General features: G+C 53.1%; 26 protein-coding genes. 5 read left to right on the forward strand and 21 right to left on the reverse strand.

Annotated features, from left to right (window positions below):
* Positions 1-58: 58 nt before the first annotated feature.
* From QMF38_RS08325 to QMF38_RS08340, 4 genes are all read right to left on the reverse strand, one after another.
* Positions 59-1,312 (reverse strand): ABC transporter substrate-binding protein, encoded by a 1,254-nt coding sequence (locus tag QMF38_RS08325; protein WP_281759189.1) that lies wholly within the window; start codon positions 1,310-1,312, stop codon positions 59-61.
* A 103-nt stretch (positions 1,313-1,415) separates the two neighbouring features.
* Positions 1,416-3,590 (reverse strand): amylo-alpha-1,6-glucosidase, encoded by a 2,175-nt coding sequence (locus QMF38_RS08330; RefSeq protein ID WP_058095736.1) that lies wholly within the window; start codon positions 3,588-3,590, stop codon positions 1,416-1,418.
* Positions 3,591-3,631: 41 nt separating this feature from the next.
* Positions 3,632-4,630, reverse strand: a complete 999-nt coding sequence (locus tag QMF38_RS08335) for a LacI family DNA-binding transcriptional regulator (protein WP_006447462.1) — start codon at positions 4,628-4,630, stop codon at positions 3,632-3,634.
* 221 nt (positions 4,631-4,851) lie between these two features.
* Positions 4,852-6,018 carry an iron-containing alcohol dehydrogenase gene (locus QMF38_RS08340; RefSeq protein ID WP_058095737.1) on the reverse strand — a complete coding sequence of 389 codons (1,167 nt, stop codon included), beginning with the start codon at positions 6,016-6,018 and terminating at the stop codon, positions 4,852-4,854.
* Between the two features lie 164 nt (positions 6,019-6,182).
* Between QMF38_RS08340 and QMF38_RS08345 the strand changes: the two genes are divergently transcribed.
* Both QMF38_RS08345 and QMF38_RS08350 read left to right on the forward strand, forming a co-directional pair.
* Complete coding sequence (locus QMF38_RS08345; protein ID WP_232302390.1) at positions 6,183-7,085, forward strand: EamA family transporter; 903 nt, start codon at positions 6,183-6,185, stop codon at positions 7,083-7,085.
* A gap of 102 nt (positions 7,086-7,187) precedes the next feature.
* On the forward strand, positions 7,188-8,522 hold the full coding sequence (locus QMF38_RS08350; RefSeq protein ID WP_058095739.1) for a BaiN/RdsA family NAD(P)/FAD-dependent oxidoreductase: 1,335 nt from the start codon (positions 7,188-7,190) through the stop codon (positions 8,520-8,522).
* Here the strand turns inward: QMF38_RS08350 and QMF38_RS08355 are convergent.
* Positions 8,519-8,713, reverse strand: coding sequence for a hypothetical protein (locus QMF38_RS08355; RefSeq protein WP_058095740.1), 195 nt, complete (start codon positions 8,711-8,713; stop codon positions 8,519-8,521). The genes QMF38_RS08350 and QMF38_RS08355 overlap by 4 nt on opposite strands.
* Before the next feature lie 99 nt (positions 8,714-8,812).
* On the opposite strand from QMF38_RS08355, the gene QMF38_RS08360 reads away from it, so the two are divergent.
* A complete protein-coding gene (locus tag QMF38_RS08360) occupies positions 8,813-9,430 on the forward strand; it encodes a Maf family protein (RefSeq protein WP_058095741.1) in 618 nt (205 codons plus the stop codon).
* Between the two features lie 19 nt (positions 9,431-9,449).
* Here the strand turns inward: QMF38_RS08360 and QMF38_RS08365 are convergent, their stop codons facing one another.
* Together QMF38_RS08365 and QMF38_RS08370 are read right to left on the reverse strand one after the other, a co-directional pair.
* Positions 9,450-10,544, reverse strand: coding sequence for a class I SAM-dependent methyltransferase (locus QMF38_RS08365; RefSeq protein ID WP_309298697.1), 1,095 nt, complete (start codon positions 10,542-10,544; stop codon positions 9,450-9,452).
* Positions 10,545-10,637: 93 nt separating this feature from the next.
* Positions 10,638-11,810, reverse strand: coding sequence for a trans-sulfuration enzyme family protein (locus tag QMF38_RS08370; protein ID WP_058095743.1), 1,173 nt, complete (start codon positions 11,808-11,810; stop codon positions 10,638-10,640).
* Positions 11,811-11,961: 151 nt separating this feature from the next.
* On the opposite strand from QMF38_RS08370, the gene QMF38_RS08375 reads away from it, so the two are divergent.
* On the forward strand, positions 11,962-12,912 hold the full coding sequence (locus QMF38_RS08375) for a DMT family transporter (RefSeq protein WP_232302391.1): 951 nt from the start codon (positions 11,962-11,964) through the stop codon (positions 12,910-12,912).
* Here QMF38_RS08375 and QMF38_RS08380 read toward each other — a convergent pair.
* The 6 genes from QMF38_RS08380 to QMF38_RS08405 form a co-directional block, all read right to left on the reverse strand.
* On the reverse strand, positions 12,811-13,173 hold the full coding sequence (locus tag QMF38_RS08380) for a DUF423 domain-containing protein (protein WP_083496267.1): 363 nt from the start codon (positions 13,171-13,173) through the stop codon (positions 12,811-12,813). The two genes, QMF38_RS08375 and QMF38_RS08380, sit on opposite strands and share 102 nt — an antisense overlap.
* Positions 13,174-13,186: 13 nt before the next feature.
* Positions 13,187-14,626, reverse strand: a complete 1,440-nt coding sequence (locus QMF38_RS08385; RefSeq protein WP_058095745.1) for an amidase family protein — start codon at positions 14,624-14,626, stop codon at positions 13,187-13,189.
* Between the two features lie 167 nt (positions 14,627-14,793).
* A complete protein-coding gene (locus QMF38_RS08390; protein ID WP_157057304.1) occupies positions 14,794-15,468 on the reverse strand; it encodes a hypothetical protein in 675 nt (224 codons plus the stop codon).
* 149 nt (positions 15,469-15,617) lie between these two features.
* Entirely contained in the window at positions 15,618-16,577 is a 960-nt protein-coding gene (gene trxB / locus QMF38_RS08395) for a thioredoxin-disulfide reductase (protein ID WP_006447474.1), read from the reverse strand.
* 31 nt (positions 16,578-16,608) lie between these two features.
* Positions 16,609-18,510, reverse strand: a complete 1,902-nt coding sequence (locus tag QMF38_RS08400) for a CoA-binding protein (protein WP_006447475.1) — start codon at positions 18,508-18,510, stop codon at positions 16,609-16,611.
* Between the two features lie 75 nt (positions 18,511-18,585).
* A complete protein-coding gene (locus tag QMF38_RS08405) occupies positions 18,586-18,909 on the reverse strand; it encodes a thioredoxin family protein (protein ID WP_006447476.1) in 324 nt (107 codons plus the stop codon).
* Positions 18,910-19,126: 217 nt separating this feature from the next.
* Here QMF38_RS08405 and QMF38_RS08410 point away from each other — a divergent pair, with 217 nt between their 5' ends.
* Positions 19,127-19,276 carry a hypothetical protein gene (locus tag QMF38_RS08410; protein WP_157057305.1) on the forward strand — a complete coding sequence of 50 codons (150 nt, stop codon included), beginning with the start codon at positions 19,127-19,129 and terminating at the stop codon, positions 19,274-19,276.
* 249 nt (positions 19,277-19,525) lie between these two features.
* Here the strand turns inward: QMF38_RS08410 and QMF38_RS08415 are convergent, their stop codons facing one another.
* The 8 genes from QMF38_RS08415 to QMF38_RS08450 all read right to left on the reverse strand — a co-directional run bounded on the left by QMF38_RS08415 (position 19,526) and on the right by QMF38_RS08450 (position 26,140).
* Positions 19,526-20,233, reverse strand: a complete 708-nt coding sequence (locus QMF38_RS08415) for a hypothetical protein (protein WP_052012350.1) — start codon at positions 20,231-20,233, stop codon at positions 19,526-19,528.
* A gap of 251 nt (positions 20,234-20,484) precedes the next feature.
* A complete protein-coding gene (locus QMF38_RS08420) occupies positions 20,485-21,708 on the reverse strand; it encodes an IS256 family transposase (protein WP_281759190.1) in 1,224 nt (407 codons plus the stop codon).
* Positions 21,709-22,361: 653 nt separating this feature from the next.
* The gene (locus QMF38_RS08425) at positions 22,362-22,529 is read right to left on the reverse strand and encodes a hypothetical protein (RefSeq protein ID WP_192811458.1); all 168 of its coding nucleotides are present in this window, start codon (positions 22,527-22,529) and stop codon (positions 22,362-22,364) included.
* A gap of 210 nt (positions 22,530-22,739) precedes the next feature.
* Positions 22,740-23,237, reverse strand: coding sequence for a staygreen family protein (locus QMF38_RS08430; protein ID WP_040288869.1), 498 nt, complete (start codon positions 23,235-23,237; stop codon positions 22,740-22,742).
* A gap of 103 nt (positions 23,238-23,340) precedes the next feature.
* Complete coding sequence (locus tag QMF38_RS08435) at positions 23,341-24,483, reverse strand: S53 family peptidase (protein ID WP_006446162.1); 1,143 nt, start codon at positions 24,481-24,483, stop codon at positions 23,341-23,343.
* 80 nt (positions 24,484-24,563) lie between these two features.
* Positions 24,564-25,046, reverse strand: coding sequence for a low molecular weight protein-tyrosine-phosphatase (locus QMF38_RS08440; RefSeq protein ID WP_040288868.1), 483 nt, complete (start codon positions 25,044-25,046; stop codon positions 24,564-24,566).
* 21 nt (positions 25,047-25,067) lie between these two features.
* Positions 25,068-25,757 (reverse strand): bacillithiol biosynthesis deacetylase BshB2, encoded by a 690-nt coding sequence (gene bshB2 / locus QMF38_RS08445; protein ID WP_100218590.1) that lies wholly within the window; start codon positions 25,755-25,757, stop codon positions 25,068-25,070.
* Positions 25,758-25,759: 2 nt separating this feature from the next.
* Positions 25,760-26,140 carry a YojF family protein gene (locus tag QMF38_RS08450; RefSeq protein WP_006446159.1) on the reverse strand — a complete coding sequence of 127 codons (381 nt, stop codon included), beginning with the start codon at positions 26,138-26,140 and terminating at the stop codon, positions 25,760-25,762.
* Positions 26,141-26,359: the final 219 nt, after the last annotated feature.

The raw sequence follows: 26,359 nt of genomic DNA on the forward strand, positions 1-26,359 counted from the left end.
GCCAAAGCACTGAGGGTGCGCGAAATGATTGCGCACCCCGCATGAAATCAAACCTGATTCAATCGTTCATTTGCGAGTTAAGTGTCTGTTGGGCTTGACTCAGAACCTGCGCCGCCGATTCTTTTTTCAAAATGCCTTGTTGCGTTGCGTTGTTAATAGCATCCAAGAAGTTCTGCCCAAGTGTACCAAACTGATATGGAATAGCACCCTTAAGCCCATCTACGAATCCTTTATATGACGGATACTTTTTCAAGAACTCGCCTTGTTCACTCGTTCGCGATGGTATGGCCAAACCAGAATCGGCCGTCATCTTGAGGGCTTGCTTTCCAGTCATGAAGAACAGTAGTTTCGCCGCTTCAGCCGGATGCTGCGTAGTGCGCGCCATTTCATAGGCAACTGTGAACAACATATTGGCATCCTTGCCATGAAGAGATGGGAAATCTGCGATTCCGTACTTCATGTTTGGGGCCGTCTGTTGCATAGAGGGCACCAGCCATGCCCCCTCTAAAGCCATTGCGGCTTTTCCTTGTGCAAACGGAATTCCAGCCCAAGACCCGCCTTGGTCCTGAGGAGTAACAAAGTTTTTCTCTTCCATCTCTTTCATAAACCATGTCAATCCAGCGTCATTCGCTTTATTTGTGAACGTCGCTTGATCCTTCGTCTCATCGTAGTAGCTACCACCCATATCAGCGATGAATGGGTAATAGCGTGCAACATCGATAGGCATATCCAAAGGAACAATGCCCTTGGCCTTTAATTTGGCAGCGTCTTGGTCAAATTCATTCCATGTTTTCGGAGGAGCCTTGATGCCTGCTTTTGCAAGTAATGCAGGATTGTACTCAAGGGCCATTGTGTTCATATCTTTTGGAATTCCGTAAATGTGCCCCTTCCACTTAAACGCATTTAACAAGTTAGACCGAAAGTCGGACATGTCCACATGATCTTGCTTCACATAATTGTCTAACGGCATAATGGCTCCCGACGCTTCAAGCGTTGGTGCATAGGAAGAATCCACGTAGAAAATATCGGGCGCGTTGTGTGCCGCAAGCATCGGTTGCAATGCCTGAAGGTAGTTTCCGGTAATCACCTGAATACTCACTTTGATGTTTGGGTTCTGTTTCTCAAAAGCTGCGACCTGGTTTTGTACCAGCGTCTTTTCTGCAGGACTAGATGCCCACATACCCAGAGTTAAATGTACAGGTGCCACAGAAGCACTCCCAGTATTGCTGGGTTGCGACTGCACACCGCAACCACTTACTGCACCAATGCCAACGAGTGTGATGCAAGCAATGCCAGCTACTCTTTTCTTCATACCTCGACTCCTCCTCAACCTAGTTTTGACCCCACCAATTCAATCCATTACTGTGTTCGAAATGACATAAAAGTTGACATTCGTCTCTTGAATGCTCATCCACTCAGGCCTTTGACATCACTCCCTTCATGGAAGTGCATACATCAATAACAAGGCCTGTCGTATTTTCAAGTATCGATACGAGTAACTCCCCATCTGTGCGATGCAAGGCGACACTGAATTTGCCTTGTCCCGCACAGATGTCCTCGATGACCAAATCATCCATCCCGGTCGGCAAATGAGGATTGAGCGACATACGCCCAGAAGGTGCACAGGGTTCCATCCCTAACAATTGCTCCAAGACAAACACTGGCACCGCTGCGGCCCAGGCCTGTGGCGAGCACGAAACGGGATAAGGCACAGGCTTCTCAACTTCTCCGCTGGAAAATCCACAGAATAGCTCCGGCAGACGACCATGCGCAAAACCATCCTGAGCGAGAAGAAGACCATTGACAATCGGTTCGGCTAGATCCCACCCACCATACCTTCGTACACCCGAGAGAATGAGACTCGTGTCGTGCGGCCAGACCGAACCATTATGGTAACTGAGTGGGTTGTAACTGATTTCCTCGGCAGACAGCGTCCTTATCCCAAAACCGTTAAACAAATCAGGATCCAACATGCGCCTTGCAACGGCGACACCTATTTCCGGAGGCAGGATATCACTCCACAGCACCTGTCCCATATTGGATGACGCAACGAGTAACGGTCGCTTATCACCGTCCAAGGCAAGAGCAAGCAAATTCCGCTCCGCATCATAGAAGTGTTGGACAAAAGCCTGTTGCAGTTTGTTCGCGCGCTCTTGGCACCGAACCGACTCCGCGTCATCGCCAAACAAGGCGAAAATCTGTGCCCAGTTGGTATAAGCCTTGTGAACATAGGCTTGAACCTCCACGAGTGCAATGGGCCCGGTCGCAAGTTGGCCATTTCCGTGCATCATCGAGTCGCCCGAGTCTTTCCAGCCCTGATTGGCAATTCCCCCGTCAGATTCGCACCAATACTCAACGAATCCATCGCCATCGCGATCGCCATACTGCTCGATCCACCGGAAGGCATTCCTTACGGAGGGAAGCATCTGCTCTACAAATTCACGATCCCCTGACCACAGGAAGTAATCAGCCAGCACCACTAAAAAAAGCGGTGTCGAATCGATACTCCCGAAATAAGGATGAAAAGGGAGTACATCCAAGCGACTCAATTCTCCGTCGCGCAATTCATGCAGGATCTTTCCAGGCTGTTCATCGCGTCTGGGGTTAACTTCACTACCTTGAAAGTGAGCCAGCGTGGCAAGTGTACCTCGCGCTATATCCGGAGCTGCTGCCATCATCTGACGAGCCGCAATCAAACTGTCACGCCCGAACGGGACTGCATACCAAGGCACACCAGCCACTAGAAAGCGTCCGTAGCCAAAATCCGTCAGGAGCATCCGGATGTCCTTGAGCCCTTGTGTATACCATGCAACGAATCTGTCGTCACCTTGGATCCTTGGCATCCGCGCAAACCATCGTTCATATGAACGGTGCACATCTGCGTTCATAGCATAAGATTCCGCATCTCCGCAAACGTTTCCGGAGCTATGCGGCGGGGCGTCTATGTTGCATTCATCTTCTACGGAGGGCGTGACCACAAGCTCCCACGCGGCATGGCCGTGGGCAGGTACATGCAGTGTAAATTTGCCCTGCATAGCTGTATCGCCGAGTGGTACCCACGCAAGTAGCCCATCCGCAGTAGAGAACTCCACCGTAGTCTTCATCTTTCGACCGTCGCGTGCAGTGTAACGGTAACTACAAACGTTTCCGGACGCGCTAACCTGTACTTCCCGGTCAAATGATTTAGCGAATCCTCTAACTTCGAACATATCAGCGAAGTCGGCATCAATTTCATACAAGACGTCAATTTGCACAACGTCCCCTGAATAATTCCGTATGATACCGCTTTCCTTTAGAACATGCCCGTCGACGGATTGTGAACGGGTCACAAGGATGCTTTCTCTCGGTATGTCACCTTCCTGCGCGGGAGGTCGATTCGTGTACAAGTAATGGCATTGGTAGCCTTCCTTGGACTCGCTCTCAAGCAACACGAGCGAGTCTGGTCTTGTCAACCAATTTAAGCGTGACAACACTCGCGTGTCGCGCGTAAACAAGCCTCCTTCCGAAACGTTTTCGGAACCATGCTTACACATTCCTTGTAAGTCCGATAGGTAAAATAGGTCGTTTTCCTTAATGACATGGAAATTCATCTTTTATCTCCACACTCCCAGTTCAAAGCCATCTGCAACTTCTATGCACTTTCTCGAACAATCAACTCTGGAGGCAGCAATGTACCGGATGGCTGTTCGTCCTCCTGCAACATACGGACCAGCATTTCAGCGGCATCACTCCCCATCTCGTATCGCGGCTGCGCAACCGTGGTTAACGATGGAGTTACAAATCGACCCAACTCGATATTGTCAAACCCGATAATGGCCAAGTCGTCAGGAATGCGAATTCCGCAGGCCTTGCAATGCTGGATGCCACCTATAGCCATCAAGTCACTTGCAAAAAACACCGCATCAGTTTCAGGATGGCGGGACAGTAGGTCAGCAAGCGCCTTCGCACCGCCCTCAATTGTAAAATCGGCGTGCAAAATAGAATCACGACTATACGCCATGCCATATGCTCGCATGGCAGCTTCAAACCCCCGTAGCCTCTCGATGCTGACTGCTGCATGGGAGTATCCGTTGATGAAGCCGATGTGCTGACGTCCTGTGTTCACCAAGTGCCGAATCGCGTATCGCACTCCATTCACGTTGTCTGTCATCACATAACCACAATGTCTGCTTAAGAGAGGTAAGTCGATAACAACGCTTGGCAATGTTGATTCCACTACTTCTTCAACATATGGATCGTCCAAACGGATACCCATGACAACGACACCTTCGAGACTGCGCTCACGGCAAAAATCGACGTAACTAATGAGCTGTTGCCGAGCTGTATTGGTGCTCACCAAAGTGACGTCATACCCATATTCCGCGAGCTTGTCATGCACACCCACCAATACGTCATACATGAAGTGATGACCGCCGCGATTAAAATCTGAGACCAAGAGACCAATATTTCGACTTTTTTGCAAGACAAGGCTTCGAGCGACGTGGCTCGGACGATAGTTCAATTTCTTTGCGACTTCAAGTACGCGCTGACGCGTCTCCTCCCCCACGTCGTCGCCACCGTTTAATGCGCGAGAAACTGTCGTTATGGAAACGCCGGCAGCCCTTGCCACGTCGCGAATGGTGACGGTCATGGCGGAATCCCCTTTCCTGACACCGAAACGTTTTCAGAAGTCTCGTTACATATGCGACAATACAGAGCTTCAGACACTGTCCGCGATTAGCCCCATCGTAACCGAAAACGTTTCGGATCACAAGTATAAAAATCAACTTCTCTACACACAAGACCTATGGCGTCCAGACACGCAAACAAGCGCCCCGTTCATTCACGAGGCGCCTACGTATACACTTCTGCTTATAACGCGGCTTGCAAAATCTTGTGCACGTCATCCTTGCCGAGCTTCTTGAAATGCCCGATCTCGCCAAAACGAACCGCTTGACTGGCCATGCGCTCCAGCTGGTCATCGCCGATTTGATAATCCGCCAAGCGCTGTGGTGCGCCAATCGACTGGTAGAACTCACGAACCTTTGCGATCGCGATGTCGGCAAGCTCCGCGTCCGTCTTGCCATTGCCATCGACGCCAAATACGTTCTTTGCCAATGACGCAAAGCGGCTCGGATTGACATTTTTAACGTGCTCCATCCAATGCGGGAAGACAATTGCCAGCCCGCCTCCATGCGGGATGTCATAAATCGCACTGATCTCATGTTCAATCGCGTGGCAAGCCCAGTCCCCCGTGATACCCATGGAGATCATTCCGTTCAAAGCCATCGTGCTGCAATACATCATCGTTTCGCGAGCATCGTAATCGTTCGGATTTTCGACGGCTGTCTTCGCGTGTTCAACGATGGTACGCATCACGGCCTCAATCAGATGTTGCTGTAGAGGCGTATGCCGCGTTGGATGGAAATAATGTTCAAAACAGTGTGCCAACATGTCACAGATGCCATAGACCGTCTGATCGCGCGGAACTGTGTATGTGTTCTCCGGATCGCAGAACGAGAAGACAGGGAACGTATAGGGCGATCCGCCGCCGAGTTTTTCTTTTGTCTCCCAGTTCGTGATGACGCCGCCAGAGTTCATTTCTGAGCCCGTCGCCGCGAGCGTCAAGATGGTGCCCAGCGGCAATGCCCCCGTGGCTTTGCCCTTGCGCTGATAAATGTCCCACACATCGCCATCGTATTTAACGCCCATTGCGATAGCTTTGCCACAGTCGAGAACGGACCCACCGCCAACGGCCAAAATCAAGTCGATATGGTTCTCACGGCAAATGGCAATGCCCTTATGTACCGTCGACAACCGGGGGTTGGGTTCGACACCCGCTAGCTCGAACAAACTTACGCCCGCATTTTGCAGAATACCCACCACTTTGTCGTAGAGGCCATTGCGCTTAATACTCCCTCCGCCATACAGCAAGAGCACCCGCTTGCCGATTTTCGTTACTTCTTCAGCCAGGTGCTTCTCTATTTGACCCTTACCGTAGTACAAAGTCGTTGGATTGTAGAAACGAAATGCGTCCACTTGTATACCCCTTTCGCAAGTCAGGACTACAGCTTCACTAAACACTTGATAGCCGCTCTCACATTGTAACAAGGAGCTTTCGAATCGCCAAACGTGCTTGGCCTTCTACATCGGGAGAGCTTCGAATACACATGGTTTGTCCGCACAGACGGAGGTGAGTGCGCGTGGGCTTTTTGGCTGCACTGGGCAGCGCCATTTGCTATGCGTTATCCTACTGTTTTTTGCGCAAGGGTCAGGCTGAGTCGTCACCACCCGACTATGGGCTGCTTCCCATTCTGGCCATGAGTGCCATTTCGCTCTCGGGTGTCGCGATCATCGAATACATGGTTGGCGGCCGCCTGATCAAACCTGGAGCCGATTTACCTGTGCCTGTGCTTTGGGCAACTTGCTCCGGAATCGTTGGTACCTTTTTAGGACGCATGTTGCTCTATCGAGCGGTTAATCAACTTGGCGCTGTACGCGGCGTGGTCTTGAAGGGCGTCAGTCCTGTGGCAACCATGGCCGTCGCGGCGTTCGCGTTAGGAGAAGATCCTTCGTTCGACGACGGGATCGGACTCTGCGGAGTTCTCGGTTCCATTCTACTGCTTGTGATCGAGAGTCGACTTCGCAAACACCGCGCAGCGCGCTTTGCGTTCCAAAGCGCCGCTGTCATTGGCATCACAGCGGCCTGTATCCAAGGGGTTGGTCACGTCTTTCGACAATTGAGCGTCCAAACCGGCCTCTCGCCACTGCCCGCGGCGGCCATCGACCTCAGCGCAGCCACGTCGACCTACGTCATTTGGCTGCTGTTCCGTGGCACTTTGTTGCCGCTTCTGCGGTGGTATGCCCAACACCTAAACTTCTGGCTTGCCGTCGCTGGTTGGTGTTCAGCTGCAGGTGTCTTTTTGTTCTTCTTTGCTGCCGATCACGCCTCTGTATCGACCGTTGCGATCCTAGCCGCGTCGGAACCTGTCTTTGTCGCTTTGTTCTCCGCTCTCTTCCTCGCCCGCTTGGAACGTCTATCCTGGTGGAGTGGCGCCGCCGCCTTATTGATTGGCTTGAGTGCCATGATGCTTGTGACGAGTTGAAGCAAGTTACTGCATCAGCCTTACGATGACACACTTGGACTTGCGGTTGACATCAGCATTCCCTACACTGGAATGACTCATGATGGACCGGAGGATTTCCGTATGTACGACGTTATCGTTATTGGCGGCGGCCCGGCTGGACTCATGGCCGCCATTTCCGCGCGCGAATGTGGTGCGCGCGTTCTGTTGGTCGAGAAAGGCAATCGTCTCGGACGCAAGCTCGCCATATCAGGTGGTGGCCGGTGCAATGTCACCAACGCCAAACCATTGCCCGAGTTGATGGAAAACATCCCAGGTAACGCGAAGTTCCTATATTCCGCATTGAGTCAGTTTTCCAACCATGATATCATCCACTTTTTTGAGCAACTGGGGATTCAATTAAAAGAAGAAGATCGAGGCCGAGTATTTCCTGTATCGAATGACGCAAAAACGGTTGTCAAGGCGGTTGTGGACCATATGTATTCGTTGGGGGTAGAAGTTCTCTTGGATACGCCAGTATCCCGCATACTTACCAAGGAAGGGCAATTCGTAGGCATTCGTCTAGCTCGCGGGCAAACACTCACGGCGTCTGCCGGCGTAATCGCGACCGGAGGTTGTAGCGTGCCCCAAACAGGAAGTACCGGCGATGCCTATGCATGGGCAAAGTCCGTCGGACACAAGATTGTGGACCCTTACCCAACAGAAGTCCCACTGGTTTCCGACGAGCCATGGATTATTTCGCGAAAACTGCAGGGTTTATCGCTATATGGCGTCGAAATCAGCATTTGGACAGGCAAAGGTAAACGTTTGACAACCGAAAGCGGCGACTTATTATTTACTCACTTCGGCCTAAGCGGCCCCGCAGCCCTTCGTTGTAGCCACTACGTCTCAACGGCCAAAAGGCGCGATCCCGACATCGATTTACGAGCGACCATCGACCTTGTACCCAGCATGAAACAAGACGAGTGGTTGCACAGCTTACTCGCCGATCGCGCCAACCATCCGCGGCGGGCTGTCCGTACGGAGCTTGAGCTGACGTTTCCAGAGCGGTTGACTGCCTACATTGCACACGTGGTGAACGTGCCAGCGGATCTTCAGTTAGCTCACTTAACGCGCGTGCAGATGAACGAACTTGGACAAACTATTAAACGTTGCCCGATTCACGTGACAGGTACCTTGCCGTTAGAAAAGGCGACGGTCACTGGCGGTGGCGTTAGTGTCAAAGAAATTGACCCAAAAACCATGCAGTCGAAATTATGCCGCGGTTTATTCTTTGCCGGCGAAGTGATGGATGTCCACGCGCATACAGGCGGTTACAACATTACAGTGGCGTTTTCAACCGGTCGGCTGGCGGGAAAGTCTGCCGCCCAACAGATGCGGTCGGCGCCGCCACAAAGGTCAACGCCGACCCATAGCCCGTGGCACGAAGGGTCAATTCTCACGAGTCACAACGACTAAAGTTGCTCATCCTGGACCGATGCACCATATTCACCGCCGAGCTTGCGCGCATACTTGCCATTAGCCGGGTTGCCATACCGGCGTTCTTCGTCCACTCGCGCACCACGGCGCATGGCCGCGCTTGCTTGTGCACTCATCACCGGTCCTGAAGCTTCGTCACCGCGTCCAATCGACTTTCGTCGAGATGGCATGCGCAACGCCTCCTTTGTGGGTCGATCGCGTTCATGAACAGGTTTCCCGAACGCGCAGGCGCAAAACACGGAAGGTTTTCGAAACGGAGGCATCAATCGATGACAGACACCGCCAAAACGCTGATCCTTGCGTCCGGATCGCCCCGTCGCCGTCAATTGCTCGCGATGCTTGGCGTGCCTTTTGAAGTGGTAACAAGTCACGTCGACGAAACCATTGCACCGGGAACAGCCCCACCGGATGCGGTGAAACAATTGGCCCGGCGCAAGGCGGACGCCGTATGGGCACGCAGACAGACCTCCGAGGATATCGTCATCGCGGCAGACACCGTGGTTGTCGTAGACGGTCGCATCGTGGGCAAGCCGACGTCCGAACAGGAAGCGTTGCAGACTCTTCTTTCCCTTGTCGGCAAGACGCACGACGTATACACGGGCATCTGTGTGCGTTCAAATGAGCGCTGTCTCGTCGATTTTGCACATACCACCGTCACCATGCGAGCGCGCGACGAAAACTGGATTAGGTGGTACGTTGCAACGGGAGAGCCTTTAGATAAGGCTGGATCATACGCCATTCAAGGATACGGCAGCCTGTTGGTACAAGCGATCGCGGGTGACTATTATAACGTTGTGGGGTTGCCCTTAGGGCTACTCGACGAACTCATGGCGAATATGGGCTGCCCGCTTCGCTCCTTTATGTCTGAGCCGCGAGGGCACGTCTAGGGTCAACGGTTATGCGTATCTATCGCACACGCGCGACAACACCGTTATGCGTTTTGATATAGCCGTGACGAAGGATATTGAATCCGTTTTCATGAATGTACAGGCCCATCTGCTGGATGGACATAAGCTCGCGATACGTATAATTCATGGCCTCTGCCATGACGTGATAAAAAAGTCGAGTCTTCCAGCTGTGACGCGGCGTCGTGAGAATAGCGTAACCATTAGGTTTAAGAAATTTGCGGTGCCATTCAAGGCATTCCGGTTTGTACTCGTCTGGGAAGTGCTCAAGCAAACCCACGCTGATAACGATGTCAAACTCATGGCCAAACGACAATTGGCGGATGTCCGACACGAGATAGGTCAGGTTCATATCGCCTTTGTACCAAGCACGCGGGCTTCCGGTTTGTGGATGAGTTCCAAGGAACGGATAATCCTCTGGAAACTCACCAAAGCGATGCGTTTCACAAAATCCATCGTAGTCGACGAGCACGGCTTCACCGCCGGGATACATGGCAGATAGCTGCATAGCCTCATAACCTTCGGCAGCGCCTAAAAACAAAATTCGCGGCTTACTCACGTCCAGTCCTCGAAATAGCGCACGCTTGCCGCGTGGGTCCCAGATGGTATCCGTAAGGCGATGGGCCGTATTCCACAATGCAACCTGTTGCAACTCACGCCAAAGCCTTCCTATTTCTGCGCCGCGAAAACCCAAGATTGCACGGGCAAATTGACCCATCATGCGCCTTTGTTCATAAGGGACATCTTTGACAAACCACTCGTGAAAAGACCGGTTAAACATCTCCCAAGATGTTTGAATCGGCATCCGGTCCCCATTCTGCTCCTCCCATACCCGTTTCCCACTCGCGTAATTCTCTACACGAAAGGGGCGCCCGACATCCTTCCATCTGACCACTGACCAATCGCGAATGGGATTCTCGACAATAAATCTATCCAATTTGGATATATCGGGTGAACGCAGATCATAACGAAACGACGGCCCCAGCAGCGTCTGGCCTAGATCGATTGGGGGCGTAGCACCATCTCTGTACATCGGTTGCCCGGCCCTAGGTTCCGGTTCTCCCCCTGATCCGCTCCTCGTCATCCTTGTGCTCATGTGAACTCAGCCCCTTGTTCATACATGCTTGACAAGACAGAGGTATGCGCAAAGTTCTATCATCGCCATTGAGATATGAAAAAGCAGACGGAATTATCCCCGTCTGCCGCGTGCGAATACTTGTTCTGTTGCCCACTCAAGCGCACCAGACAAATCATCAATCAGATCACCGATATGCTCAATACCCACGGATAGCCGCAACAGTTTGTCTGTAACGCCTACCGCGTTGCGGATGTCTTCCGGTATATCCGCATGCGTCTGCCGCGCTGGGTAAGTCATGAGCGATTCTACACCGCCTAAGCTCTCGGCAAATGTAATGACCTTCAGATGTTCTAAGACATACGGAACCATGCGGGCATCGACCACTTCAAATGAAACCATCCCGCCAAAGCCGCTTGCCTGCTTTGCACAGATGGCCTTGCCTGGATGATGATCGAGTCCCGGAAAATATACTTTGGCGACGTCGTCGCGCGCGTCCAGCCAGGCCGCGATGGCGTTTGCGTTCATGGCGGATCGCTCCATACGCAGTGCCAAGGTTTTCATGCCGCGTAGAAGAAGCCAAGAATCATGTGGGGAGAGTACCGCTCCAATCGAATTTTGGATGAAATAAAGCCGCTCTGCGACGTCTTCCGACTTGGCCACGACAAGACCGGCCAAAACGTCGTTATGTCCCCCCAGAAACTTGGTCGCCGAATGGACCACGATGTCCGCGCCCCATTCAATCGGCCGTTGAAAGTATGGCGACATGAATGTGTTATCTACCATGCACAGCCAACCCCGGGCCTTTGCCAAGTTGCTACATGCCGCAAGATCCGTGATTTGCATCGTCGGATTCGTCGGCGTCTCAATGAATATCGCTTTCGTATTCGGTGTTGCCGCCGCTTCGACGGCAGCGATGTCGCCCGTGTGCACGTAACTCGCCTCAATACCAAGAGGCTTGAGGATTTGCTCGAGCACCCGATACGTGCCGCCGTACAAATCGCTTGAGACGATGACGTGATCAGACGGTGAGAGCAGTGAAAACACGGCATGAACAGCCGCCATCCCAGAGGCAAAGGCAAACCCTCGAACACCGCCCTCGAGTTCGGCAATCGCGTCCTCAACGATTTTGCGCGTTGGGTTTAGCGTGCGTGTATAGTCAAAACCAGTGCTTTGACCGAGCGCTGGATGCGCGTAAGTCGTCGATTGGTGAATGGGTGGCGAAATTGCCCCTGTAACCGGATCCTTGCGATTGCCGATTTGCGCAAGCTTTGATTCAATCTTCAATATAGAAACACTCCCTTCTCGCCCAACGAGAACAAACGATAGACAAAATGTACAGAGTGCACGGACTGACGTCAAGGAAACCTTTCAATGCGTGCCGGTTTCCATCAATCCGCAACATTTTCAAACTTCCTTAAAGGGGATCGAGTCATTCGTGAAAGTTTGGACCTTACCTGTACTCGCCTGCGGCCTCGTCGCCATCTCCCTCTCTGCCATCTTCATCGAATGGTCGAACGCACCGGCGAGTGTCATTGGCATGTATCGCCTGCTCATGGCCACGGCGCTCATCCTCCCACTCGCCTGGCGCGAGCGCTCACAGCTCGCGCACATCTCGAGGAAGGACACGGCGTGGCTTGGCATCAGCGGCATTTGCCTCGGGCTGCATTTTTTGTTCTGGATCCAATCGCTCAAGGAGACGAGTGTCGCATCCTCGCTGATCATTCTGGCCCTTGAGCCACTGTTTGTCATGGTCGGCGAATGGTTGTTCCTTCGCTCAAAAGTCAAAGGAGCCGACGTGTTGGCGATGGCAATTGCCATTATCGGGGCCGGCCTCGTCGCCTTCGCGAACGCTGGACATCAAGGCGACAGCCTTGCCGGTGACGGGCTATCCTTGCTTGGCACCATGGCCGTGTCAGGGTATGTACTCGTCGGCGGGCGAGTGCGGCAAACGCTGACGCCTTGGCTGTATAACGCCATCGTCTTCGCGATTGCAGGTGGTGTCCTGGCTTTGTTCAACGTGACGACAAGCATTCCTTTTGCGCCCTACACACTGCACAACTGGCTTATGTTTGCGCTATTAGCATGTGTTTCAACCGTACTAGGGCACGGGCTTTTCAACCTTCTACTCAACCGAGTGCAGCCAACAACCATTGCCATGACCGTCGTCGGCGAACCCATTGTGGCTACGCTGCTCGCCGCCTGTCTTCTTGGTCAACCTATCACGCAGAGCACTGGCCTTGGCGGCGCCATTTGCCTTCTAGGAGTCGCCTGGCACCTGTGGCGATCAGCGCGCAAATCCGACAATCATACAGATCCATCCGGCCAGAAAGCAGAGCCCGCCAATCGGCGTGATCGCCCCCAAAACCTTGACACCGCTGATACTTAAAACATACAGGCTGCCGGAAAAAAGGACGATACCGATGGCGAACAACCAGCCGGCCCAATGCATGGCCCGCCCGCCGATGCCAAGGTGCAAAAGAATGCCCACGGCCAGCAAAGCCAATGCATGATACATCTGATACTGATCTCCGGTGTGATAAACGTTCAACATGTCCGCGGACATCCGATCCGCCATCACATGCGCCCCAAAAGCCCCAATCGCGACAGACAGAAACGCAAACACAGCTCCTGCAATTGCAAAACCCAAAATCAACGCCTCCTTACTCCGCAAGCACAGGCGGTCGCCGATGGCCTGTCGCCTGCTCGTAATCGTACGCGAGTTGTAATAGTTTCCATTCCGAGAATGCCCCTGAGGTCAACGTGATGCCGACGGGTTTTCCGCCGTTCGTGTAACCTGCTGGCACTGTGATGGACGGATACCCTGCTTTCGCCGCAATGGCAGCACCAAGGTTATTGGCAAACGCAAGTGCGTCGAGGCGATGTTCGTTCAAGGCCTTGTCGATACCGTTTGTGCGTGCCTCATGCAAATCCGCCAGTCGCGCTCGAATATACGAACCGCTAGCGAGGTTGTCCCCGGCGCGCGCGGCGGCCATTTCAAAGATAGCTTGACCATATCGCAGGGCCTTGTCCGCGTTACGGGCGTTAAAGGCCATCACATCGGCCAACGAGTGCACGGCCAGCCACGGTTCGACCGAAGCTAAGTAGGCGTTAAGAGCCACCGGAAATTCCTCGATGAGCACGTCGATTCCGCCTGTAAACGAGGTCGGTAGTGTGCATTCGACAAGGACGGCACCCAGGCTTTCGAGATCGGCCAAGGCCTTGCGATAGACGATCCGCTCCTCGTCCTCTAACTCGTTGTCGTAGTCGCGTGGTACGCCAATACGCGTGCCGCGGAGCCCACCCTGGCTGAGACTTGACCACTTAGCCAACGAGGGTACCTCTACACCCTGTGTCGCGACATCCTTCGGGTCAGGCCCGGCCATGACAGCGAGCAACAGCGCCGCGTCCGCGACGCTACGTGTCATCGGTCCAGCCGTGTCTTGGCTCATCGCGATAGGGATGATCCCGTGGCGGCTAACCAACCCGACGGTCGGCTTGACGCCGACGAGGCTGTTACTGCTTGCCGGACTGAGAATGGAACCGCTGGTCTCCGTACCAATGGCTGCGGGCGCAAACCCCGCCGCAACGCCGGCGCCTGATCCCGCACTCGATCCACCGACGTCAAACACGCCTGGTCCGTACGGATTTTTCGTCTGCCCCCCGCGCGAGGAGTATCCATTTGGCATCCGGTCACTTAGGAAATTTGCCCATTCTGTCAAATTTGCCTTGCCGATGATGATGGCACCCTGCTCACGCAGTCTGCGCACAACCGTCGCATCCTCTTTGGCGTGGTGCCCCGCGAGCGCGATAGAGCCTGCTGTGGTTTGCATGGTGTCCGCCGTGTCCAGATTGTCCTTGACGAGAATGGGAATGCCATGGAGCGGGCCGCGCCAATACCCCTTGGCAGCCTCGCGATCGAGCGCCTCGGCCAGAAGTAACGCCTCTGCATTCACCTCGATCACGGCATGAATGCCCTGTCCAGCAACGTTATGTGCGGCAATTTGCTCGAGATGCGCGGCGACCGTTTCCACTGCCGATATAGTACGAGATCGCAACTTACTTGCGAGTTCCACAATGGTCCATGTCAATGCGTGTTCCATATATAACCCTCCATCTGGGTCAGCCGTGCCGAGGCATGGCAATCAGCGCTTCTGTGGGTTATTGTGCCACAACCCCACTGTGCAAAAAAACTGGCCGCCCCATCTAGACGGATGGAACGGCCAGTTTTCACACTCTTGTAACTTCGATTCGCGGTCATTCGCAACAATTATTGATAGTATCCGAGATCCTGCGCAATGTGTTGGCGGACGACTTGCGGATTCGTCCCGAATTGGCCAAAAGTGCCGACAGCCCCTTGTGCAGACGGATAGTTTGCACCGTGGAATGCACCTGCTTGCTGGCTGGACATCGCACCAACCTGGTTATGCAAATCCTGTTGGATGTGCTGTTGAACCATCTGTGGGTTCGAACCAAATTGGCCCAGCGTGCTGTGCGAAGCCGGATGCTGAGCATAGCCGTAACCAAACGTCTGGCTATGAATTTGTGCCGGGACACTTTGCATCACTTGATGCGTCACACCCACATTTTGGGCCTGGTTCGTCGCAGCATAGCCGTATCCATGCAGATCTTGCTGGATGTGCTGGCGCACCATTTGCGGGTTGCTACCAAATTGGCTGAGCGTGCTGCCCGTTGGTACTTGTGGACCAGCATAGCCATAGGACGGTTGTGCGTATCCAAGATCCTGTGCAATATGTTGTTGGACAATTTGCGGATTCGTCGCACCCGCATGCATCGGTGACGACGCGTACGAATACCCGGGATACAAATCTTGCTGGATATGGCTTTGCACTTCTTGCGGATGGGTGCCAAATTGGCGCAGTGTGTTGAACCCTTGCCCCATAACGTTACTCTGGCCTGCGCCAAACGATTGGTTCATGTGCATGCCAAACGTCAACTCCCTCTTTGGTTAATGGGTGCTTCGGGTAAAGTATGCGCGAGCGCCAAGGTGGCCATGCAGGCGTCAAAAAGAAGCAACGGCAAAAGGCTCGCTGCGAAGCGAGCCCCACGCTGAAGTATAAGCATGCCGTAGGTTTAAGCGTTCAGTGTGACCGACCAATCTTCCACAGCATGTCCCTCTAAAAACTTTTCCGCATCCATCGCCGCTTTACAGCCCGAACCAGCCGCAGTAATGGCCTGCCGATAACGCGAATCCATCACATCGCCACACGCAAACACTCCAGCCACAGACGTTTCAGATGTATTGCCCTTCGTGACAATGTAGCCAACCGAATCCAATTCCAGCTGACCACCGAGAAATTCGGTATTCGGCCGATGTCCAATCGCGACAAACACGCCGTCTGCTTCGATTTGTTTGCGCTCGCCCGTCTCGTTGTCGACGACCTGCAAGCCCGTTACTTTACTGCCGTCCGAGAGGACCTTTTCCGACGTTGCATTCATCACAAAACGAATTTTTTCGTTCGCCCGGGCGCGATCCTGCATGACCTTCGACGCCCGAAGTTCGTTGCGCCTGTGCACAATCGTGACTTCCGAAGCGAATTTCGTCAGAAACGTGGCCTCTTCCATCGCCGAATCGCCGCCACCCACGACGATCACGCGTTTATTGCGGAAAAAGAACCCATCACACGTCGCGCAAGTCGAAACACCGCGGCCAATCAACTCACTTTCGCCTTCGATGCCCAACATTTTTGCAGAAGCACCCGTGGCGATAATCAGCGCATCAGCCGTATAGACGCGATCCTTGTCAACCGTGATGGTGAAAGGCCGTTTCGACAAATCGACGGAAGTCGCCTTACCGCGGGCAAATACCGCACCAAACTTCTCCGCCTGTTTCTTCATCGATTCCATCAACTCAGGGCCCATAACGCCATCCACGAATCCTGGGAAGTTTTCCACTTCTGTCGTGAGCGTCAGTTGCCCACCCGGCTCCTCGCCTTCAAACACGAGTGGCTCCAAGTTCGCCCTTGCCGTATAAATGGCCGCAGTATAACCAGCTGGGCCTGTACCCAGAATGATCAGCTTTCGATGTTCCATATAGCCACCCCTCCACTTCTGTCATCCTATGTTACCCGTTCAAACGCGCGACTTCCACATGACCAGCCACGCACACAGCTTTGTCGTTTACCACTGTAAAATACAAATCCGCGCGCACAATTTCGGGCACTTCTTCGCCCCACTGCGACATGCGCAGGACGGCATCAAGGACGATGCCGCGATGTGGTTCCATGCTTGCCGATCCGCTGTTGACCTCAGCCTCACTCCAAATTCCGCGCGCATCGGCATCCGTGAGTGGAACCAGGCGCACCGCGGGCAAGGTCTGCGTCGCCGTCCGCCGCAACACTGCGACGCCACGCTCTTCAGAAGACAAATGTAAACGGAGCAGCGGGCCAAAAAGCGGATCGCTTTCCATAGTGATGTTGAACGCTGCATTCTCTTCCGCCCGCTCGTCCGGCTCAGGAGCAGCCTCCAGACCAATCGCGGACAAAGCGTCACATAAAGCTGTCCACGTGAGATTATAAGATGACGCTTCTTCCATCTCTGTCGGTGCACTGGCAAGAATGACCGCACGCGAATCGCCTGTTTGAATTCGATCCAGTTCCGGCACAACACCCGGGTCCTTGTCCCGATACTCGTGATAGGCAATGACCTTTGCCAAAGCTCGTACGGCCTGTTCTGGGAATGGATAGATAGGAATTTCGCGCTCCGGATCGACTTCCAGACACCGTACCCGATAATCGCCCGTGGTCAAAAAGTTAGCGACGACAGGTTTCTCATAAGGGTGGCGCACACCAGGCGTCGGCGGATCGTTTGCGACTTCGCAGAGTGCCGCCGAGATGGCCACGCGCACGGCCTCTTCGTTCGACGGCCCGACAGGTGTGAATAGGACGATGACGGCGTCGATCGCCGGATCGCGCAACACCTGCGGCAATACGACCCGGTAGCTTTCCGCTAGTGTCTCAAAGCCAATGTTGATGACCGGGCCGATAAACTCGAGCCCCTCGCGCACCAGTCTATCCACCGTCATCACGGCTCCGCCAGCAGTATTGGTCACGACTGCGACCCGGCGCCCAGCGCGGATGGGACCCGCACGCAACAGCACTGCCACGTCAAACAATTCCTGCAAGGTATCAACGCGAATGACGCCTGCCTGTTGAAACATTGCCTCCACGGTCGCATCCTCGGCAGCGACGGAGACTGTGCGTGAATTCGCAACGTCGTGGCCGACTGGCGTACGTGCGCTCTTCACCGCCAAAATGGGCTTTTGCCGCGTGATTCTGCGTGCGATCCGCGAAAAATTGCGCGGATTTCCGAACGATTCGAGGTAAAGCAAGATCATGTCGATCGACGGATCGGCACCCCAATACTGAAGGAGATCATTGCCCGATACGTCTGCACGGTTGCCTAAACTGACAAAACTGGCGACACCGACGCCAATGTACGCCGCGTAATCGAGAATCGTAATACCCAGTGCCCCGGAATGAGATGCAATCGCAACCCTTCCGTACTCCGGGACCTGGGGTGCAAAACTGGCGTTGAGTTGTGTCTGCTCATCCATTTGAATAAGACCAAGGCTATTGGGTCCGATCAAACGACAGCCTGCGCTGCGCAACTTTTCAAGCAATTCGCGCTCCAATTCGAGGCCGGGCGGATCCATATCTGAGAAACCGGATGACACAATCATCACGTGCTTAATCCCTGCTGCGATTACGTCGTCCGCGACGGAGAGTATCTGGCTCGCCGGTACGACGATGACGGCGAGATCGACCTGCTCTGGCACGTCCCGTAAGCTTGGGTATGCTTTGACGGCGGCCACCGACTGCGCAGAAGGATTCACGGGATACACGGTGCCCCGGAAATCGCTGTTCAAAATGTGACGAAAAATAACATGGCCTAGCCGATCCGCGCCTCGCGACGCGCCGACCACTGCCACGACCTTCGGATGAAAGAAGTGATGCAGCGACGTCATGCAGTACTCGTCCTCCTCTGTGGGGAACAAAATGGGCCGCAGCGCTCACAAACGCCCGCGGCCCCGTGGGTTACGTCACCCTTGGTACGCCTGGTCAAGGAACGCTTCGACCTGTTCCTTCGATTTTGCATCCCGACTAAAGAGACGCTTAACTTCTTGACCGTTGTCATACGCGATAAACGTCGGGATCCCAAGGATTTGGAGTTCTTCTCCCAAATCAGGCAGCTCATCGCGATTGACGCGAACCATGGAGAACGAGTCCTTGTACTTAGCTTCCCACTCATCAAAATAGGGTTCGATCCGGCGACAATCCGGGCACCAGTTGGCGTAGAACTCTACCATCACTCGCCCATTTTGCGTCACTTCACGGTAACGATCATTCGACGTGATCTGCTCCATCGTCGCTCTCCCCTTCCGCCGCTATTATACCGCGAACACAATCGTCAACAAACTATGTTACAAGGTGGGCGTCAACTCAACCCCACATGGCGAGCGCTTCACGCTTGCGTTATAAGCGGGCGAGCAAAATAGGCCGCAAACATGCCTTTGGATCGAACATGCTGTCGGGGCGAGCCATATGCTTGAGTGAAGGCTGGTTTGCCAGGAGGTGTCGCGGATGAAGCTTGGCACGTTCATCAAATTGGGGACGCTCGCATTTGACGTCGCCCGCGACGAGCGCGTGCAGGAATTGGTGCGTATGGCGCACAACGGTGCAAAGCGCCGAGGTTTGTTGCAGCCCCCGCCGGGAACCCGGCCACAACGGTAAATTGTTATTCAAGCACAAGATAAGCGCGCTGTTGGATACGCATACTCATTGCGCGATGTGTCGGTCGCTTCGCGCGTTTACAGGCAATGCCCCGCCACCCTGGCAGGGCTTCCTTTTTCTTTGGACGTTTCTTGCGATTTCTGTTTCTAAGGATATTCAACCCAGATTTTGTGCAGGCATCAAAATACACTTCACTCGTCTTTCCAATGTAATCCATGACGAGTCAGTGGCTACACAGCGCTTTTCAATCTACTCAAACTCCTTGCTAAATTTCAAAAGTTCCAAGACACCTTTCCCTACATATCCTCTAAGAAGCCAGCTAATAATGACCCTATATGTAACAAGAGTCAATATACAAAGAAATGCGACGAGTTCAAAGGTATAGTACAAGTGGGAAATTGGAATGCATAGCGCTCCTAGTATCAAAGTATAAATGGAAACCCCAACACCAACCATCACAAATATTCGACTGATGCTATAGGCATAAATCCGAAAAACATCCGACTCATCGTATCCGAAATGTCGTAAGATGCCCATATCCTTCTGTTGCACCTTGAGGTAGGCATTGAAGGATAGAAGGACGTGCCCGATAGTGGCCAAAAGAAACACAATTGGCAGAGCAATGGCAAAGACGACGGCGTCATGAATAGATGCAGTTATATTGTGAAAGGACTTAAATGTATAATTCTCGTTATAGCCCAATTGCTGAAGCAAGGATGCAACCTTTTCGACATCTGATACGCGGTCGACGTATACACAGACACCCTTAAGTGCTTGGATTCCAAACGATTGCCCATGATCATACTTCGTCACAAAGTCAGACCAACTGATGTGATACGAAATCCGAATGAGTTTACGAAACAGCTCCGGCCCAACATACAAAATGTTGCTCTGATTGTCACTCGTATCAAAGAGGTTCAAGGGGTTATTTTCGTCGACGGAACGCTGGTATACCACGGAAAGACGCGTCATTTTGCTGCTACTAATGCCCGCGGAACGAATTGAGATTGATGGAATCTCCAAGTCCAATTTGGAGGGTAGGTTCATACTGCCATAGACGATATTGGGTTTAAAATGGAAATTGCCTAGTGTTGAATCCGTATATGAAATAGTTAGGTTCGGTTGTTTGGCTGACGATAGATTTCGTGGTGAGGTGATCAAGTCCTAAATGTGGTGTAAATTCGCCTCCTGGTAGATATGGAATTATGTCAACTTATCTTGCTGATCTTTGAGCCCTGATTTGCCCGTTTCTGCTGTTCTTCACGCCACATGAAGTAGTCCTTCATGTCGAGGTATTTGTGCCCCGACTGCCACTTCTCGTCAATCTCCATGAGTAAAGCTCCAATCAGACGGATGACGGAATCTCGGTTTGGGTAGATTCGAATGACCCGATCTCGCCTGCGTATTTCCTCATTAAGACGTTCCATTCCATTGGTTGTTCGCAGACGCTTCCTGTAGCGCTCTGGTAAAGAGAGGACTGCCGTAATGTCGTCAAACCCATTTTCGAGTACCTGGATAGCTTTAGGAGCCTTTTCGCTGTAGTCCGATACAACTTGGTTCATCAGCAGCCGTGCGGTTTCGACATCAGGTGCATCCAGTATAGAGCGTACTTTGCCGTAAAGTTCGTCATGCAAATTCTTCGGTGTGGCGTCCAAGAAATTACGCATGAAGTGAGTCTGGCATCGCTGCCACGTTGCACCCTGGAATTGCGTTTGCAGAGCCCTTACAAGCCCACCGTGGCTGTCTGAGACGACAATATCCACCCCTCTCAGATCTCGGCTCTTGAGCCAAGAGAAGAATTCAGACCAGCTAGCCTCAGACTCGCTATCCCCAAGCATAATGCCAAGGATTTCACGATACCCATCTTCGTTGACGCCGGTCGCAATCATGGCTGCTCGTGAGCGAACCCGACCTTCCTCCCGAATCCTCAGAACGATTGCATCGACCAGCACGAATGGGTATCGCTTTTCTCTTAGGTTGCGCTCATTCCACGCCTGTACAATAGGGTCAAGTCGTTTACACAGATCTGAAACTGTAGATTTTGAGAACTCCGCACCACAGAGTTCCTCCGTAATCGCCGTGATTTTCCTTGTGGATACCCCGTTAATCACCATTTCCACAAGCGCTAACAACAGAGCCTGCTCACTACGTTGGTAACGCGCAAACAACTCCGTGGAAAAGCTCCCATTACGCAGACGCGGGACACGTAAGGTGAGGGTCCCTACACGGGTTGTCAGTGGGTGGGGACGGGTTCCATTCCGGTAGCCCTGGCGTTCCTCCGAACGTTCATACGGCTCCGCCTGAAGCTGCTCAGAAGCCTGCGCCTTCAGAACTTGATTCAGAACCTGATCCAGCAACTGCGATATCCTCTTATCACCAGTAAATAACCCTTTCAAAACTTCGTCATCCACGGTAATGTTGTACTGTGCCATTCTCGCATTCCTCCCAGTAGATAGGTTCTCAGCAAACTCATTCTACCAAAGAGGGACGAGGTGGAACTTTTTACATAATGTCACCCAGTCGGCCGCTTGAATTTACACCAATTATACGGACTCAACTGGTGAGGTTATACAGCACAAATTTCTGCGTGTAAGGATTATACAGTAGTTTGGTGGAAGTGGTTGCGCCATGATTCGTCGGTATAGTCACCCACGTCTGCTGTGACGCCGTTGGTTGACGCAGGCCTCCTTGCGCACAACCGGTTAGGGCTATCACTAGGAGGCCCAACAGCGCCGTTAGGCATTTTTTCACGCTGTTCTCACCGTCCCAGCTCACAAATGAGGCCCATTTCTCGTTCCAACTTTGCTGTCTAATCAGGCGAGGCGGATAGCCGTTAATACTTGATCTGTCCACCTTCATCATGGAAGTCGATATTCTACAATCCATATTATCCATTTTAAGCTAAGGTTACTTTTAGGCAAACTATATGTCAATACCCATTTTGGGTTGTGTGAAAATCATACGGTACATTGCGCGTGAGGGTAAAAAAAACGAGACGGATCGAAGTCGATCCGCCTCCAGAAGGAGTGGCGTGGACAGCCGACGTAGCGACTCACGGCGTGGCCACATTCGGCTCCCGCCCGTCTCAGGACGAGAGCCGGCGAATGGTGACAATCAATTGATCCCGGTAGCGACGGATGTCAACAATGCGAATTTGTTGATTCTCCACCTCTTCCTTCAACTGACGCATCATCAGTAGATTTTTCGCCTCATCGGCCTGCGTGAAAATAACCGTTTCAAACGGAGGTTCCATCCCGTGCGACCCCCATTTCACCCCCGATATCTGGAAGAAACGGTATCATTGTCAACAAGCATACCGACAAACCCCAAGGCGGTCAATAATGAACGTTATATTTATTAACACATAGGGCGATTATTTTTTTCTTGTGTTAACTTTTATATCGAAGATCATAAAAAAGCCCCACCTCCGTCGGGCAGGGCTTGTATGCTTTGTTTCTCAACGTTAACGACTCAATCGATGTCGCCAATTGGGCGTGATCGCGTAATCTCGCCAGTGTCCCCAGGTCTCAGTTCGGTCATATTTACTTACATCGCTGTGAAAACGTATGACGATTTGAGCATCATCAAGTTCTGGATGAACTTTGACAAGGTATCCGTCGGCATGACGCATAGCCGCCAATGCGAAGGGCAAATCACGCAGGAACCTGCGATTGCGCATCCCGGTTCGCCCATGCACACCTGCGCCGCTGATGTGCACATGAACCTGCAACTCAGCTGGCGAGACCCATTCGGCCACAATCGACTCGCGAACCCACCGGCCATAACGGCGGGACAGCTCTGCGTCATGGTATTGCTTGCCGATGCTCACATGTATGCGTCCAGTACGTAAGGAGCGAATGCAGGTATACTTGCGACCAACAACAGGATCGTCTGGGGTCACGTCTTCGAGAAATACGGTATGAACGCGATGGGGTAACCACTTCATCTTGGCTTGATCCATCCGCTTCCCCGCCTCCACAGAGTGACGTTCGCCCATCTATATGAAGCGTATCGCGTATTGGTTCTTCGGATGGATGCCACCACTGGACGCCACCACGCTGGCGTTACGGTACGTCGTTAACCAATGTGTCGATGAATTGTGTAGCATCGACTGATCCGAATCCTGTCACCGCATCCCAACCTGGTACGGCATCGTAGCCAATGACGCCGTTATACGTGTTGTTTCCGACGACGATATCGCGAAAACCCAGTTTACTTGCATACGTGTATAGATACTGCGGCAGCGATGAAAGGGGCTTACGTCCCAATGAGGCCCGACGCTCGTTGGCAAGTGCGATAATCGCCGCAAACACAGGGCAGGCCACGGATGTGCCACCGACAATGGCCGACTGACCCTGAAACACAATTTGATACCCACTGGCTGGATCGGCATTAAGAGCGAGATCGGGCACACCACGCGCATGACCGGGCACAGCCGTCTGCCACGGCGGTTTGGCAAAGATATCTGAAAAGCCGCCTCCGCTCGCGCCGCCATTTTGAGGCCCCAGATACGTCCAGGCACACTCGCCACCATGTGCATACAAATGCGTACCACCGACAGCCACCGCATGAGGACTGGTGGCTGGCGCATCGGCATGGCGCGCATAAGGGCCATAGGGATTGTGCAAGCCGTAGGCCCCCTGATCGCCAGAGGCAATACAGACTGTTACGCCACGCTCATCCAGTTTCTGAATGAGGTCAGCTATGGACTGCAGTGCCTCGGCATCAAACGAATCTTCGCCGTCTCCGTAGGAAATGGAGAGGACGCTCGGCTGATGCAGATGATCGTTCAAAATGTAGTTCAACGTACGCAACATTGCCGCTTCAAACTCCGGGTACGTCTCACCGGCATTTGCCTCATAGATGACAAACCGAGCCCCCGGTGCGATGGCGGCAGCCCACTGTAAATCCAGTGAGGCTTCCTCGTCGTCCACGCTGGTGCCACCGTCATTGCGCGTGCCATCGACGGAGACAAAGACAACATTTGGCGGTGTGACGCCGTGCATCTGCCAGAACAAGGTCGCATCTTGAAGGCTGTAGCCGCTCGAAAACTCAAGAATGCCAATCGTCTGTCCGGCCCCGGTAAGGTTGGTGGGAATATTGTACAACCGTCGAATGTCCGCCGGAAAATAACCCTGTCCCCCGTTGGCCAAGGCTTGCCCAGGACGATGGGCATCCGCAAAGTGGATGTGTTTTAAAACATGCATCCCACATACCTCCTTGTGTGGTTGTATCATCCACACTCGCAAGGTATGTGGGATTACCACAACCTGTCCGTCACAAATATCTATTTACTTGCTTTGCGCTCTGCAAGTTCCTTTTGTATCTTCTGCAAAAGCTCCCTGCACCCAAGCTGTACAAGACGATACACCTCATCGAAACGCCCGTCATAGTACGGATCCGGAACTTCATCGAGGGGTTCATCCGGTACGAGATCTAACAAGCGAAAGACCCGCTCCGACCGTGGTGCCCCTAGCCGCTCTAAAGCCTCCATATTGGCATCGTCCATCGCAACAACATAATCTGCCCGTTGCAAATCGTCAGGTGTCACTTGGCGGCTGACAAGCCCTTTCCAGTCGATCCCGTTCTTCTCCAAAACACGCCGGGTACCTATATGCGGCGGATCGCCCGCATGCCAGTTGCCGATCCCGGCCGAATCAATGTCGATTTCATCTGCGAGACCAGCTTCGTCGACCATGTTTCGGAATACCGCTTCCGCCATCGGCGAACGGCAAATATTCCCTAAACAAATGAATAAAACACGTATCACAGTCGTCCCTCACAAAATCAATTAATCTTCGATCCGATAAATCCAAAAGCGTTCCCGGGTCAGTTGCTGTAAAACCTCATCGCGTACAGCTCCGCCTTGTGCCAACGCTTCTTCCATGCGGGAAAACATACCTTGGTACTGGGACTTATGGGCACGCATGGCGGCCATTTTCTCATCGAGAACGGATGAAACATCAAGAACGAAATCAGGTTCGCCAAGAATGGATTCCGCGTCGTTCACGACCGCCGAACCCCAGATCACCGGCCGCTCCTCTTTCGGCAAGCGCTTGACAGCGATGACCGCGGCGTGTGACATGGCATCGTGATCCGGATGGACTCCATATTTTGGATAATAGGTCATTAAAATTGACGGCTTCACTTCACGGATAACGGCCTCGATGCGATCCGCCACGCGTTCCGGATCCTCGAACTCAACCGTCTTATCCCGCAAACCAAGCAAGCGTAAATCGTCGACACCAAGTGCACGACACGCGTCCTCCAGCTCACGGCGGCGGATGCTTGGCAACGTCTCGCGATTTGCAAACGTGGGATTCCCCATGTTGCGCCCCATCTCACCAAGTGTGCCGCAGATCAAGGTTGCTGGAGTTCCGGCCTTCGTAAATAGGATCACCGTGCCCGCCTTGCCAAACGACTCATCGTCAGGGTGCGGAAACACGAGCAGCAGATGACGCGTTTTTTCCACGTTACCCACGTTCACTCCACCTCCTTCTCCTCGTCCAAAACGCCCATTGGCCAAGGCGTTCTCGACAATTGCAAAGCGACAGCGAGCCGTCCTTCACTATCGTGCCCTGCGAGCAACAACCGCCCTTCGCCGTCTACTTCATAATCCGTCAGCCCTTCGGCATAGATCCAACCTGACGCCATTTTTAGGCCAACGCGATACGGACGAGTCCCGGCGATCTGTGCTCGCTCAAACTTCACCAAGCCATTGCGAATATAGGCACAGACAGCCATCGGCTGGCCGAATCGATGTGCCGCATACGCACCGTTGGTCGTCTCAAGATGCAAATACACGTCGTCTCCGACAAATCTCTCTAGTGCTGCTTGAACCGATTGAACATCGATTGGCTGCAATTTGTTTCCCTGCTTTCCTGCCGACCGTCACGTCGGAGATTCAAACGCTTGCGCATCGGTCTTCGCTTGTCCAAAGGAAATAGCTGTCCCGCTCACTGCTGGACTGAAAGGACATCCAAAAGTTCTTTCAAACAGCTGAGCACCGACAAAGCATTTCGACCGATGGCGATTGTGCATACGAGTTGCACGCCTTGTGACATTCCACCTTGGGGATATGCC

The sequence above is a fragment of the Alicyclobacillus hesperidum subsp. aegles genome, assembly GCF_027923525.1.
Lineage (GTDB): Bacteria > Bacillota > Bacilli > Alicyclobacillales > Alicyclobacillaceae > Alicyclobacillus > Alicyclobacillus aegles.

Coding starts and splice junctions, on each gene's coding strand:
- QMF38_RS08325 (WP_281759189.1), bottom strand. CDS start 1,312: ATGAAGAAAAGAGTAGCTGGCATTGCTTGCATCACACTCGTTGGCATT.
- QMF38_RS08330 (WP_058095736.1), bottom strand. CDS start 3,590: ATGAATTTCCATGTCATTAAGGAAAACGACCTATTTTACCTATCGGAC.
- QMF38_RS08335 (WP_006447462.1), bottom strand. CDS start 4,630: ATGACCGTCACCATTCGCGACGTGGCAAGGGCTGCCGGCGTTTCCATA.
- QMF38_RS08350 (WP_058095739.1), top strand. CDS start 7,188: ATGTACGACGTTATCGTTATTGGCGGCGGCCCGGCTGGACTCATGGCC.
- QMF38_RS08355 (WP_058095740.1), bottom strand. CDS start 8,713: ATGCCATCTCGACGAAAGTCGATTGGACGCGGTGACGAAGCTTCAGGA.
- QMF38_RS08360 (WP_058095741.1), top strand. CDS start 8,813: ATGACAGACACCGCCAAAACGCTGATCCTTGCGTCCGGATCGCCCCGT.
- QMF38_RS08365 (WP_309298697.1), bottom strand. CDS start 10,544: ATGAGCACAAGGATGACGAGGAGCGGATCAGGGGGAGAACCGGAACCT.
- QMF38_RS08385 (WP_058095745.1), bottom strand. CDS start 14,626: ATGGAACACGCATTGACATGGACCATTGTGGAACTCGCAAGTAAGTTG.
- QMF38_RS08390 (WP_157057304.1), bottom strand. CDS start 15,468: ATGCACATGAACCAATCGTTTGGCGCAGGCCAGAGTAACGTTATGGGG.
- trxB (WP_006447474.1), bottom strand. CDS start 16,577: ATGGAACATCGAAAGCTGATCATTCTGGGTACAGGCCCAGCTGGTTAT.
- QMF38_RS08400 (WP_006447475.1), bottom strand. CDS start 18,510: ATGACGTCGCTGCATCACTTCTTTCATCCGAAGGTCGTGGCAGTGGTC.
- QMF38_RS08405 (WP_006447476.1), bottom strand. CDS start 18,909: ATGGAGCAGATCACGTCGAATGATCGTTACCGTGAAGTGACGCAAAAT.
- QMF38_RS08410 (WP_157057305.1), top strand. CDS start 19,127: ATGAAGCTTGGCACGTTCATCAAATTGGGGACGCTCGCATTTGACGTC.
- QMF38_RS08420 (WP_281759190.1), bottom strand. CDS start 21,708: ATGGCACAGTACAACATTACCGTGGATGACGAAGTTTTGAAAGGGTTA.
- QMF38_RS08425 (WP_192811458.1), bottom strand. CDS start 22,529: ATGGAACCTCCGTTTGAAACGGTTATTTTCACGCAGGCCGATGAGGCG.
- QMF38_RS08430 (WP_040288869.1), bottom strand. CDS start 23,237: ATGGATCAAGCCAAGATGAAGTGGTTACCCCATCGCGTTCATACCGTA.
- QMF38_RS08435 (WP_006446162.1), bottom strand. CDS start 24,483: ATGCATGTTTTAAAACACATCCACTTTGCGGATGCCCATCGTCCTGGG.